General features: G+C 62.4%; 17 protein-coding genes. 15 read left to right on the top strand and 2 right to left on the bottom strand.

Annotated features, from left to right (window positions below):
- Positions 1 to 17 precede the first annotated feature (17 nt).
- From gyrA to HMPREF3157_RS04575, 8 genes are all read left to right on the top strand, one after another.
- Positions 18 to 2,648 carry a DNA gyrase subunit A gene (gene gyrA / locus HMPREF3157_RS04600; protein WP_101687198.1) on the top strand — a complete coding sequence of 877 codons (2,631 nt, stop codon included), beginning with the start codon at positions 18 to 20 and terminating at the stop codon, positions 2,646 to 2,648.
- Positions 2,649 to 2,670: 22 nt separating this feature from the next.
- Positions 2,671 to 3,453 (top strand): DUF3566 domain-containing protein, encoded by a 783-nt coding sequence (locus HMPREF3157_RS10780; RefSeq protein WP_246816521.1) that lies wholly within the window; start codon positions 2,671 to 2,673, stop codon positions 3,451 to 3,453.
- A gap of 439 nt (positions 3,454 to 3,892) precedes the next feature.
- A complete protein-coding gene (locus HMPREF3157_RS10775; protein WP_246816519.1) occupies positions 3,893 to 4,057 on the top strand; it encodes a hypothetical protein in 165 nt (54 codons plus the stop codon).
- A gap of 4 nt (positions 4,058 to 4,061) precedes the next feature.
- Positions 4,062 to 4,892: a DNA primase family protein gene (locus tag HMPREF3157_RS10770; RefSeq protein WP_371440680.1), complete on the top strand. Its 831-nt coding sequence runs from the start codon at positions 4,062 to 4,064 to the stop codon at positions 4,890 to 4,892.
- 73 nt (positions 4,893 to 4,965) lie between these two features.
- Positions 4,966 to 5,100, top strand: coding sequence for a hypothetical protein (locus HMPREF3157_RS10865; protein ID WP_256365832.1), 135 nt, complete (start codon positions 4,966 to 4,968; stop codon positions 5,098 to 5,100).
- A gap of 136 nt (positions 5,101 to 5,236) precedes the next feature.
- Positions 5,237 to 5,515 carry a PDDEXK family nuclease gene (locus HMPREF3157_RS04585; protein WP_070435663.1) on the top strand — a complete coding sequence of 93 codons (279 nt, stop codon included), beginning with the start codon at positions 5,237 to 5,239 and terminating at the stop codon, positions 5,513 to 5,515.
- The gene (locus tag HMPREF3157_RS04580; RefSeq protein WP_070435662.1) at positions 5,496 to 5,795 is read left to right on the top strand and encodes a DEAD/DEAH box helicase family protein; all 300 of its coding nucleotides are present in this window, start codon (positions 5,496 to 5,498) and stop codon (positions 5,793 to 5,795) included. The genes HMPREF3157_RS04585 and HMPREF3157_RS04580 overlap by 20 nt, the downstream gene beginning before the upstream one ends.
- A gap of 12 nt (positions 5,796 to 5,807) precedes the next feature.
- Positions 5,808 to 6,218 (top strand): hypothetical protein, encoded by a 411-nt coding sequence (locus HMPREF3157_RS04575; protein WP_070435661.1) that lies wholly within the window; start codon positions 5,808 to 5,810, stop codon positions 6,216 to 6,218.
- 162 nt (positions 6,219 to 6,380) lie between these two features.
- Here the strand turns inward: HMPREF3157_RS04575 and HMPREF3157_RS10420 are convergent, their stop codons facing one another.
- Positions 6,381 to 6,833: a hypothetical protein gene (locus tag HMPREF3157_RS10420; protein ID WP_210386270.1), complete on the bottom strand. Its 453-nt coding sequence runs from the start codon at positions 6,831 to 6,833 to the stop codon at positions 6,381 to 6,383.
- Between the two features lie 22 nt (positions 6,834 to 6,855).
- Between HMPREF3157_RS10420 and HMPREF3157_RS10765 the strand changes: the two genes are divergently transcribed.
- From HMPREF3157_RS10765 to HMPREF3157_RS10640, 7 genes are all read left to right on the top strand, one after another.
- Complete coding sequence (locus HMPREF3157_RS10765) at positions 6,856 to 8,091, top strand: tape measure protein (RefSeq protein ID WP_246816517.1); 1,236 nt, start codon at positions 6,856 to 6,858, stop codon at positions 8,089 to 8,091.
- Positions 7,991 to 8,401 (top strand): hypothetical protein, encoded by a 411-nt coding sequence (locus HMPREF3157_RS10760; protein ID WP_246816516.1) that lies wholly within the window; start codon positions 7,991 to 7,993, stop codon positions 8,399 to 8,401. The genes HMPREF3157_RS10765 and HMPREF3157_RS10760 overlap by 101 nt, the downstream gene beginning before the upstream one ends.
- A complete protein-coding gene (locus tag HMPREF3157_RS10755) occupies positions 8,391 to 8,789 on the top strand; it encodes a phage tail protein (protein WP_246816515.1) in 399 nt (132 codons plus the stop codon). The genes HMPREF3157_RS10760 and HMPREF3157_RS10755 overlap by 11 nt, the downstream gene beginning before the upstream one ends.
- Positions 8,786 to 9,091, top strand: coding sequence for a hypothetical protein (locus HMPREF3157_RS10750; protein ID WP_246816514.1), 306 nt, complete (start codon positions 8,786 to 8,788; stop codon positions 9,089 to 9,091). The genes HMPREF3157_RS10755 and HMPREF3157_RS10750 overlap by 4 nt, the downstream gene beginning before the upstream one ends.
- Positions 9,091 to 9,663 carry a hypothetical protein gene (locus HMPREF3157_RS04565; protein ID WP_070435660.1) on the top strand — a complete coding sequence of 191 codons (573 nt, stop codon included), beginning with the start codon at positions 9,091 to 9,093 and terminating at the stop codon, positions 9,661 to 9,663. The genes HMPREF3157_RS10750 and HMPREF3157_RS04565 overlap by 1 nt, the downstream gene beginning before the upstream one ends.
- Before the next feature lie 233 nt (positions 9,664 to 9,896).
- Positions 9,897 to 11,039, top strand: coding sequence for a phage tail spike protein (locus HMPREF3157_RS04560; protein WP_246816528.1), 1,143 nt, complete (start codon positions 9,897 to 9,899; stop codon positions 11,037 to 11,039).
- A 226-nt stretch (positions 11,040 to 11,265) separates the two neighbouring features.
- The gene (locus HMPREF3157_RS10640) at positions 11,266 to 11,871 is read left to right on the top strand and encodes a hypothetical protein (RefSeq protein WP_210386274.1); all 606 of its coding nucleotides are present in this window, start codon (positions 11,266 to 11,268) and stop codon (positions 11,869 to 11,871) included.
- Between the two features lie 62 nt (positions 11,872 to 11,933).
- Here the strand turns inward: HMPREF3157_RS10640 and HMPREF3157_RS10240 are convergent.
- Positions 11,934 to 12,150 (bottom strand): LPXTG cell wall anchor domain-containing protein (locus tag HMPREF3157_RS10240; protein WP_141740621.1); only part of this gene is annotated, 217 nt, incomplete at its 5' end.

The following is a 12,150-nucleotide window of genomic DNA, read 5'->3' as shown; positions in this document are numbered from 1 at the left end:
GAGTAGGGGAGAAGGACATGAGCGACGAGAACATCGAGGACCAGGGCCCGAAGAGCGCCGAGGATCTCGAACACGCGATCCCGCAGGGCCTCACCACCACGGTCGACGCGATCGACGAGGACGAGGGCGATCAGATCTTCCAGGTTGATCTGAACAAGGAGATGCAGAAGAGCTACCTCGATTACGCGATGAGCGTGATCGTGGGGCGTGCACTTCCCGATGTGCGCGACGGTCTCAAGCCGGTGCATCGCCGCATCGTGTACGGCATGTACGACGGTGGCTACCGCCCCGAGCGTTCCTTCAGCAAGTGCGCGAAGGTCGTGGGTGAGGTCATGGGTAATTACCACCCGCACGGCGACTCCGCGATCTATGACGCGATGGTGCGCCTCGTGCAGCCGTGGAACATGCGCTATCCGCTCATCCTTGGCCAGGGCAACTTCGGCTCCGCGGGTGACGACGGTGCCGCCGCCTCGAGGTACACCGAGTGCAAGATGTCGCCGCTCGCCCTTGAACTGGTGCGCGACATTAACGAAGACACCGTCGACATGACGGGCAACTACGACAACACCGTCGATGAGCCCGTGATTTTGCCGGCGCGTTTCCCGAACCTTCTCGTGAATGGCTCGGCCGGTATTGCCGTGGGTATGGCCACGAACATCCCGCCGCACAACCTGCGCGAGGTGGCCTCTGCAGTGCAGTGGCTGCTCACGAATCCTGAGGCCACGAAGGAAGAGCTTCTCGAGGCGTGCATCGAGCGTATCCAGGGCCCCGACTTCCCGAACGGTGCGACCATCACGGGCCGCAAGGGGATCGAGGAGGCGTACCGCACGGGTCGCGGCTCGATCACGCAGCGCGCTGTCGTCAAGACTGAAGAGATCAACGGGCGCCTCGCGCTCGTCGTGACCGAGCTTCCCTACCAGGTCAACCCCGACAACCTCGCGCGGAAGATCGCCGAGCTCGTCAAGGCCGGCCGTCTCCAGGGCATCGCCGACATCACCGACGAAACGTCGGGTAAGACCGGTCAGCGCCTTGTGCTCACTCTCAAGCGCGATGCTGTGGCGAAGGTTGTACTCAACAACCTGTATAAGCAGACGCAGCTTCAGGAGAACTTCTCCGCGAACATGCTCGCGATCGTCAACGACGTGCCGCGCACGCTCTCGATCGACTCGTTCGTGCGCGAGTGGACGAAGCACCAGATCGACGTCATCGTGCGCCGCACCCGCTTCCGCCTGCGCAAGGCCGAGGAGCAGATCCACATCTACCGCGGTTACCTCAAGGCGCTCGATGCCCTCGACGAGGTCATCGCGACCATTCGCCGCTCGCCTGACGTGGACGAGGCTCGTACGGCCCTTATCGCGCTTCTGGACATCGACGAGATCCAGGCGAATGCGATCCTTGCGCTTCAGCTTCGTCGACTGGCTGCCCTCGAGCGTCAGAAGATCACGGAGGAGCACGATCGTCTCGCCGCGCTCATCCTCGAGTACGAAGAGATCCTTGGCAGCGAGCAGCGCCAGCGCGAAATCGTGAGCGAGGAGCTTGAGGCGATCGTCGAGAAGTACGGCGATGAGCGCCGCACCCAGATCGTGCCGTTCGATGGCGATGTGTCCGTTGAGGATCTCATCCCCGAAGAGGACATGGTCGTCACTATCACGCGCGGCGGCTGGGTCAAGCGGACCAAGACCGACGAATACCGTGCGCAAAAGCGTGGCGGCAAGGGCGTGCGCGGTGCGAGCCTGCGCGAGAACGACGTCGTGGATCACTTCTTCACGACCACGACCCACAAGTGGTTGTTGTTCTTCACGAACTTCGGCCGCGTGTACCGCATCAAGGGCTACGAGCTTCCCGAGGCGCCGCGCGACTCGAAGGGCCAGCACATCGCGAATCTTCTCGAGTTCCAGCCCGATGAGACGATCCGCTCCGTGCTCGTGATCGGCGGGTATGACGAGGCCGAGTATCTCGTGCTCGCCACGAAGCACGGCATCGTGAAGAAGACCGCGATGAGCGCGTTTGATTCGAACCGCAGCGCCGGCCTGATCGCGATCAACTTGCGTGAGTTTGAGGGGCCCGACGGTTCCCTCGTCACCGATGAGCTTGTGGCGGCCCGCGCTGTCAACGGTGACGATCATCTGTTGCTCGTCTCGAAGAACGGCCAGAGTGTGCGGTTCCCCGCTTCCGACGACGTTCTGCGCCCGATGGGCCGCGTCACGGGCGGCGTGACCGGCATGAAGTTCCGTGGCGATGATGAGCTTCTCGCGATGGATGTCGCCCACCCCGACACGTTCGTGTTTACCGTGACCGATTCCGGTTTCGCGAAGCGATCCTCGATTGACGAGTACCGCGTGCAGGGTCGCGGTGGCCTGGGTATTAAAGTGGCGAAGCTTCCCAACGACCGCGGTCACCTCGTGGGCGCCGCGATCGTTGAAGAAACCGATGAAGTATTCGTGCTCATGGAGAAGGGCAAGGTCGTGCGGTCCTCCGTCGCGGGCGTGCCCTCCAAGGGCCGTGACACCATGGGCGTTGTCTTCGCAAAGCCCGACCAGAAAGACTCGATCATCCTCGTCAACGTGTTCAAGGAAAGTGAGCCGGATGACGACGAGGCCGACGAAGCTGGCAGTGATGATGCCGGCGATGCCGTAGTCTCGGACTGATCGAATGAGCGAGGAGAACACCGTGAGTTCCACTAGCGACGATAAGACCCAGCCGATCGCGAAGCAGGGCGGGCCCGAACAGAGCGCCGAGTCGCGCACGACTGCGCTCTCGGAGGGCGTCACGAGCCGCATTGGCGCGATCAAGAGCGGCGAAGGCGATGCGCCGAAGTCGACCTCCCGCACCAAGAAGAATGCTCAGGCACCCGGTGCCCAGGAGGCAAACGTGGGTGGCGGGCAAACGTCGGACCATGCCGCCGGCCCACGCGGCGGGCAGAGCTATGGCGGAAAATACGCTGGCCAGAACCGTGGCGTGCACCCCGGTCAACCGAACGGTGCGCCGATGGGCGCCCAGCCGGCACCGCGTAGCCGCACCACCCACCAGCCCGCCGCACGCCCCATGCCGGGCTCCCACGACACCGCGCCGGTGCAGGACGCCCCCCGCCAGGGCAGCCGCCGCGTCAAGCTCACGCTTTCGCAGCTTGATCCTTGGAGCGTCATGAAGCTGTCGTTCCTCGTGGCGATTGCGTTCGGTATTGCGCTCGTGGTCGCGGTGGCTCTTCTGTGGCAGGTCGTCAACTCGATTGGCCTGTGGGATCAGGTCAACCAGATTGCCTCCGACCTCAACAGCGGCAAGCCGCTGCCGTTCATGGAGTACCTCGAGTTCTCGAAGATGCTCTCGTACTCGGTGATCGTGGCCGTCCTCAACGTCATCCTCATTACCGCGCTCGGCACGTTGTTTGCGTTCCTGTACAACATCGTGGCCTCGCTGCTTGGCGGCTTGAAGGTCACGCTGACGGATAACTAATTCCTCACGTGAGGAAAGGGCCAGGCTTTTCGGAGCCTGGCCCTTTTTCCATGATGCGAACGGTGACCTGTATGAGTACACGGTCAGCAAGCTCGCGACCTCGGAAACGAACGGCCAGTTCCTCGCTAAGACGGTGGAGAACCAGTCCGGGTATGTACCACCAGAGGATTACGAGGCTGGTCTGGACAGTGTGCGCCCCGCCGATTACAGCGACGTCGGGCAAGCCCACGCCTTGACTGAGGCCTATCCGGGCTCGCTGCGCTACTCGGAGGCCACTGACTGGCTCGTCTATTATGACGGTGTCTAGTACGAATCCGCGCCCGCTGCCCAATCCGTCGCCCAGGAGCTCACCGAACGCCAACTGGCCGAGGCTCACGAGCTGCTTGAAGACGCCAAAGACCAGCTCGCAGCCACGGGTGCTGCCATGTTGTTGGCGTCGATGTCGAAGGCGAAAGACCAGGCCATGTTCAACACTGCCCAACAGGAGGCGTTCGCCGCGTTTGAGGACGTGAAAACCTATGCGGCCTACGCGCTCAAGCGCGGGGAATCGCGCGGGATGACCAACTGTTTGAAAGAAGCCCGCCCCATGCTGCTGACCCCCTGAGCAGCTGGATGCCGACCCGTATCTGCTCAACACCCCATCAGGCTCCTACGACCTGCGCCACGGAGCGATGTCTCGCCGCGATCATGACCCGACGGATCTGGTGACCAAGCTGACCACCCCCGACCCTGGCACCGACGGCGCGCACCTGTGGCAGGAAGCCCTCGAGGTGTTCTTCCAGGGCGATGCCGAGCTCATCGCCTACGTGCAACGCATCGTCGGGCTGGCTGCGATCGGGCAAGTATTCGTCGAAGCCTTCGTCATCGCTTACGGGGATGGTCGCAACGGCAAGTCGACGTTCTGGAACACGATCGCCAGGAAGGTGGGCATCTACCCGGGCAACATGAGTGCTGATGTGCTCACGATCGGTGGGATACGCAACGTCAAACCTGAGCTGGCAGAGGCCAAAGGCAAACGTCTCATCATCTCCGCCGAGGCCGAAGAAGGCGTGCGCATGTCCACCTCCGTGGTCAAGCAGCTGGCTTCCACCGATCAGATCTACGCGGAGAAGAAGTACAAGGCACCGTTTGCCTTCACCCCGTCACACACGCTCACCCTCTACACGAACCATCTGCCCAGGGTGGGTGCGATGGAAGCGGGCATCTGGCGCATGCTCATCGTCATCCCCTTCGAAGCGAAGATCGAAGGCACCTCCGATATCAAGAACTACGCCGACTACCTCTACACGCAGGCAGGCGGGGCGATCTTGACCTGGATTATGGAGGGCGCGCGCCTCATCCACGCCGAGGATTACCACCTGAAGGCCCCTGCCCGAGTGAGTGGTGGAGGCATCAGCGGCGTATCGGGAAGAGAACAACTGGTTCGCCCAGTTCCTTGACGCCAACTGCGACCTCGACCCGGGGCTGTCGGAACGGGCCGGGGATTTGTATCAGTCCTATCGGACGTGGGCGATGTCGACCTCTGGGTGGGCGCGTCCCATGGTCGGTTTCAACGCCACCGTCGAACACTACGGCTTCACACGAAAAAAGACGATGCACGGCATGTTCGTCCACGGTTTGGCCTTGAAGAACGAGTTCGACAACTAAGTCAGACGGGCCTTATGACGACGTATGACGACCCATATGTGAGTTTGCTATAGGGCAGAAAATCTAGCCCTTAGGAAAAGCCCATATCGCATCGTCATAGGTCGTCATGGGCCTCTCACACGAGAGGAAATGAACCATGAACGAGCACGCAATCGAACAACACTTGAAGCAAGCCGTTGAGGCGATCGGTGGCCTGTGCTGGAAATTCACCTCACCCGGTACCGCAGGGGTTCCAGACCGCATCTGCATCCATCACGGACGCATCATCCTCGTCGAACTCAAAGCCCCCGGACGCCTCCCACGCCCCATCCAACGCCGCCGCATCCGGCAACTGCAAGACCACGGCGTTGGTGCGGTCGTCGTCGACAGCATCGAAGGCATAAAGGAGGTGGCTGATGCGCAACGAGCCGCGTGACTACCAACGGCATGCCACCAGGTTTGTGGAAGACCACCCGCAGGCCGCGATCCTGCTCGGGATGGGCCTGGGCAAGACGGTGGTCACCTTGACGGCGATCTGGAATCTGCTGCTGGACTCCTTCCAGGCCCGCCGGGTCCTCATCGTGGCATCCCTGCGGATCGCACGCGACCCCTGGCCTGCCGAAGCCACCGAAGGCGCCCCCAAGGTCAAGGACGAGATCATCACCGGCTGGTACCAGTCCGTGTACGAGCCCGCTGCCACCAGCCTCGGCAAGTAAAGGAGCACACCCATGACTGACACAACATCGCGTGACATTGCCGCTCGCAGTGCGACCGTGACCATCGGTGGGAGTGAGTACGAGCTGGTGCTCACCACCAAGGCCATCCGGCTGATCGCCCAGCGCTACGGCGGGCTGGATAACCTCGGAGCCGCGTTGGAGACCTCCGAGGATCTCGACCAGACGCTGACCGAGGTGATCTGGCTGATCACGCTGCTGGCCAACCAGTCTGTACAGATCCACAACCTCCCCCACCGCGGCCACCTGCGCCCGCAGTCGACGGAGGGCGAGGTGGAGCTGCTGACGGTTCCTGCCGATATCGCCGACTCCCGGGGTGCGATCGCTGAGGCACTGCAGCGCGGCACCCGCCGCGACATCCTCACCGAGCCAGCCCCAAAAGTGAGCCCGGCAGCGGATGGATAGTCGAACCCGACCAGGCAGTGTTCACCCGCCTGACCTACATCGGTTTAGCCCACCTCGGCCTGAGACAGGACGAGGTGGGCCTGATGGTCTTTGGTGAGTTGCTCGACCTTGTTGACTGCTGGCGGATCGAGACAGGACGAGCGAAACCAGCACGGGTGTGGTTCATCGACGACACCATCCCAGCCGGGATTTAGCCAGCTGCGCGATCAGTTCCCACGGTAGGTGTGATCGGACGAATGCACTGCGGGAGCGTCTGGGAATAGCCAACGCTTCGTCGGCCACACGCTGGACCAGATCGGTATCTGCTCCGAGCGCCTCAGCAATCCAGACTAGCCCTTCGGGGTGTTGAAGCCGGTTGTAGGTCGTTTTCGCCGACACATTCGGTTCTTGCCGCATGAACGCTACGCTGCCGGTCGTCGCTTGCGTTGCGAACCACTCCGCCATGTGTTCACGCTGCGAGGACCACCAGCGCCCATTCTTTTGTGGATCGGCTTGTTCCATAGCATCTGAAATCGGCAGATGCGCATCCAGCTTTGCGAGCAGTTTCGCGAACCGGCGCACATCAATATCGGTGTCACTCACGTTGTGCTTCCTCGCATCGCGGACGATTCCCACTACCTAATTCTAGTTCGAGGAGGTGACCTTCACCGTGGCTGATAGCTCGTTTGGTCTCAAGATCGGCTTGGAAGGTGAACGCGAGTTCAAGCGGGCCATCACCGACATCAACCGTGAAATGCGGGTGCTGGGCTCGGAGATGAAACTGGTGGTTTCCCAGTTCGGGAAGAACGCCACCAGTGCGGATGCGCTCACGGCTCGTAACCAGGTGCTGGCTAAAGAGATCGAGACACAAAAGTCCAAGATCGAAACACTCAAGGCAGCGCTGGAGAACTCGGCTGCGTCGTTCGGGGAGAACGATTCGCGCACGAAGAACTGGCAGATCCAGCTCAACAACGCCGGAGCTGAGCTCAACGAGCTAGAAAAAGAACTCAAGGCCAACAACGATGCGCTGGGCGAGTTCGGTGACGAGGCCGACGGGGCAGGCGATGACGCCAAAGATGCCGCCAAGGACGCCGGACGCTTAGAGGACGCGGTCGATGATCTCGGCGACGAGATGGACGACACCGGGGATAAGACCCGCGTCTTTGGGGACGTGCTCAAAGCGAACTTGGCCGCCGAGGCGATCATCGCCGGTGTCAAGGGCATCGGCAAGGCGATCGCAAGTATCGGCCGGGGTATGGCCGACGCGTTGAAGGACGGGGTGGAGTACAACGCCCGCATGGAGCAGTACACCACCAGCTTCACCACGATGCTCGGCGACCAGGCCAAAGCCCAGCAGCTGGTCAACGACCTGAAAACCCAGGCTGCGAAGACCCCGTTCGGCATGGGTGATCTCGCGGGCAGTATGCAAACCCTACTAGCCTTCGGCATCAGCCTGGAGGATGCGAAGAAGCACCTGATGCAAATCGGTGACATCTCCCAAGGTGACGCGCAGAAGATGGAGTCACTGACGTTGGCGTTTGCCCAGATGTCCTCGACGGGCAAGCTGACTGGCCAGGACCTCAACCAGATGATCAACGCCGGTTTCAACCCGCTGGAGGAGATTTCCCGCACGACGGGCAAGTCCATCGGCGAGCTGAAAGAGGAGATGGCCAAGGGCGCGATCAGTGCGGACATGGTCGCTGACGCGTTCGCTTCGGCAACCGAGGAAGGCGGCCGTTTCCACGGGGGCGATGGAAGCCCAGTCGAAAACCTTCACCGGCCAGCTATCGACCATGCGCGACGGCATCGACAACCTCAAGGGCCTGCTCGCCCAAGGTTTGACCGACGCGCTGGCTGGCACGGTCATGCCGATGGTCAACGGGTGGATCGATGAGCTCACGGCAGCCTTCGAAGATGGCGGAGCCCCGGCGTTGATCGGCAAGCTCGGCGAGATCCTGCAAGAAGCACTCGCGTTCATCGCCGAGCAGCTGCCGATGGTCGTCGAGACCGGCATGTCGATCCTGACCGCGCTGCTGGAAGGCATCATCGAGGTGTTGCCGTCGCTGTTGGAAGCTGCCCTTCAGATCATCACAACCTTGGTCACCGGGATCGGTGAGGCACTCCCGGAGCTCATCCCGGCGGCCGTGGAGATGATCGTTGCGCTGGTCCAGGGGGCTGGTAAATGCGTTGCCGATGACCCTTGAGGCGGCGTTGCAGCTCATCCTCGGGCTCGCACAGGGCCTGCTGGAAGCGATCCCGGTGCTCATTGAGACGCTGCCGCAGATCATCATCGGGATCGTGGGCGCGGTCGGTCAAGGGGTCGGCCAGATGGCCCCTGCAGGCAGCGACCTGGTGCGGGGCTTGTGGAACGGCATCCAGTCGCTGGCAGACTGGCTCTGGGACCGGGTCACAAGCTGGTGCTCCGACATTTGGGACGGCATCACCGGCTTCTTCGGCATCAACTCGCCGTCCAAGGAAATGGCGTGCGTCGGTGACATGCTCACCCGAGGCCTGGCCGGAGGTATCGAAGACACCGGCGACCGCGCCATCGACGCAGCTCAAGATGTCGCCGCCGAACCCTGGCGGCCATGAGTGAGCTCACCAGCGGTATCGACGTTCCCATCACCACCAGCCTGGACCCGGTCGATCTGACCCCAACCCACCTGCAAAAACCGCCAGCAACCACCACGAGCAGCGTTGTCGGCCAGGAGGCAGGGCATGCAGGAGAGGTGGCGGGCATCGTCGATCAGACCGCCCGGACGCTGCTGGAGGCCATGGACATCAAGGTCGTGCTCAACGACGGCACGCTGGTGGGCAAACTCGCCCCCGGCATCAACCGCCAGCTGGCCCGTATCAACTCCCACCACACGGTGCTCACCACAGGAGGTGCCTGATGCGCGGTTTCACTCTCGACAAGACTGTGTCCTCAACGTCGCTGGGCCTGCGGCTCACCGGCCCGGTCGACCTAACTGTCGCCGAGCGGGCCGCCGACGATATTGAGGTGGCGGGCAGGGCCGGGACGCTGACCCGCCTCGGCGGCTGGCACGACACGTCGATCACCTTGCCGCTCGCGATCACAGGCGGCCTGGCCGCCTACCACAAAGCCACACTGGCGCTGGGGCAGGCGACGACCATTCACCTGTCCCACCAGCCCGGAGCGTTCCACAAGGTCAAACACGCCTCCATCAGCCCGCTGCGCACGGACATGTCGTCGTGGGAATTCTTCGAGGCACACCTGGTGTGCGAGCCGTTTAGCTACCTCGACTCGGGGCTGACCACCTACACGCTCACCGCCTCCGGGCAGATCACCCTGGACTCCGCACGGCTTGTCGCACACGTCGCGGTCCGGGTGCAAACCGACGCGGTGACCGGTACGTTCCCGATCCTCACCCCAGGGGTCAACCGGGTCAGTCTCGGTAGCGGCATCTCCAGAGTCGAGATCACCGGGAACTGGCGAAACCCCTAACCCGGCCGACTTCTTCGCCCCGAATGCGCCCGTCGCCGTTTTGCTCTCGGCTGCGGGCGCACGTCTGTGAAAGGAACCCCACCAATGCTCACCGTGCATGCCCCGACGGCCACTACGTTCACCGCCATCGGCGAGGGTGTCCTCGACCCTGAACTCATCGACGCCGGCGTCGTTAAGGAGCTCGGCGGGGCCTACCAGCTGACCTTCACCTACCCAGCCGACGGGCCACCGGCATTACAGCTCGCAGTCGAGGCGATCAGCGCCGCACCGGTGCCCGGCACCACCATCCGACAGGGGTTTCGTATCCACGAGGTCACCACGAGCCTGGACGGGCTGTTGGAGGTCACGGCCTTCCACCTGTTCTACGACCTGGCAGGCAACTTCATCGCCGACACGTTCGTGGTCAACAAGACCCCAAGGCAGCCCTCGATCAGCTCCTTGGTGCCGCGACCACGAAGCACCGGTTCACCGCGACCAGCTCCGATGCGGCCACCCGGGCGTCTGCGCGTGTGGTGCGGATGAACCTGGCCGCAGCGATCATGGACCAGGGCTCGGACAACACCTTCGCCTCCAGGTGGGCCGGAGAGCTCACGCGCGATAACTGGCACATCCACCACGCCGCCACACGTGGACAGGATCGTGGAGTCGTGATCCGGGATCGCAAGAACCTCACCGGCTACACCTCGACCATTGATCTGACGAGCGTGGTCAGCCAGATCGTGCCGGTAGGGTTTGATGGGATCACCCTGCCCGAGCTCTACGTCGACTCACCACGCGTGGATCACTACGCGATCCCGCACATCAAGGTGATACGCTACCCGGACATCAAAGCGATTGCCGACGCGGAGAACCCCCGCGATGACGAAGTACCCCTGCCGCAGGCACACGCCCTACTTCGTCAAGCCGCCAAGACCGAGTTCACCACCAACCACGTAGATACGCCTGCCGCGAGCTACACCGTCTCGTTCGCTGATCTTGCCTCCACAACCGAGTACGCCGATCTCGCCGAGTTGGAGACCGTCCTGCTGGGAGACACGGTGACGGTGCAGCATGCCGACCTGGGCGTGTCCCTGTCAGCGCGGGTTGTCGGCTACGAGTACGACCCGCTCCGAGGTGCGTACGTGTCGGTGGAGTTGGGGTCGGTTGCAGGGAAGTTCACCTCGATCACCCGCACCATCACCACCGCGCAGACGGCAGCCCAGATGGCCGCTGATCTCGCTGGCGTGGCGCTGGCATCAGCGGACGGGAAATCTACCAACCATTACGGGCCGAAACAGCCCGCTGCGGCCCGCGTGGGGGACACGTGGTTTAAGGACAATGGCGAGAATATTGAGATCTGGATCTACCAGCTCACCGACACCGGCGAGCCCGGCTGAGTCGTCCTCGCCACGGACCTCAACCATGCCCAGGTCAGTGCTGGCTCGCTGAGGCTCGTGCTGAGGTGGAGGCCGCGAAACCACTGCTGAAAATGCCCGCGTTGCCGCTGCCGCTGTCGGTGCTCGTCTCACCGAAGCCGAAGCCGAGATCAGTCAGGCACGCGAGGCGGCCAGCCAAGCCGAAGCCAATGCACGGGAAGCTGAGGCGGTAGCCGGAGAGACCGGTGTGAAGGTTGCCGGGCTCGAGAGCTCAGTTTCCCAAGCGCAATACCGTGCCGATACTGCATACGAGACTGCACGGCAGGTTCAAACCAGTAGTGAAGCCTGGTTCACTGAGCTGACGGATGCGGATAGCAGCCTTGCTTCGTCACTTTCAATGATGGCCAGCGACCTGAACCTGCGTGTGCGCCCAGGCGAGATCATCTCCCAGATCAACATCTCACCCGAAACCATCTTGATTGACGGCAAACGCATACACATCACCGGGCAAACCAATATCGATAACGCCACGATCACTACACGTTTGATGAATGGCTTGCCGACTTTTTACGCAGGCGAGGAATCCACCGCTTGGGGCATTGAGACTCTCGGGGGGGGCGACCACCCGGGGTTGGACAAGGCTCACATTAGAATTTTCACGCATTTCCTGTGTCATCCGCCACAGCGTGCCCTCATCCGGCAGCCAAGCATCGTCGTCGAGAAGAACAGGAACTCGTCCTCGACCAGCGGCACACCTGCATTACGCCCGGTGGGAATTCCCACATTTTCCGGCAGCGGAATGGTGGGGAAACGACTGTGGGCGGTTCCGCTCAAGCGGAACCGCCCACAGTAGCCTAACCGTCTGTCCGCCTGCGCGCCCGGTGCTCACCAACCGGGTGCGTCAGCAGATCAGCGTCAGTTGTTCTTGCGGCGCGAACGAGTAACCACCAGAACACCTGCGGCCAGCAGACCAGCTGCTGCAGCCAGTGCACCAGCGATCTCGACACCGGTGCGAGGCAGCGGAGCGGTGCTCGAGCCATTGTCACCGGGAACCGACGGAGTATCAGACGGTTCCGACTCCGGTGTAGGCGTCGGCTTCTCTACCGGGTTACAAGCGTCATTGTTCTCCGGA

The sequence above is a fragment of the Dermabacter sp. HMSC06F07 genome, from assembly GCF_001807345.1.
GTDB lineage: Bacteria > Actinomycetota > Actinomycetes > Actinomycetales > Dermabacteraceae > Dermabacter > Dermabacter hominis.
Note: the sequence above shows the minus strand (reverse complement) of the source record. Positions and strands in the feature narration are given on the sequence as shown.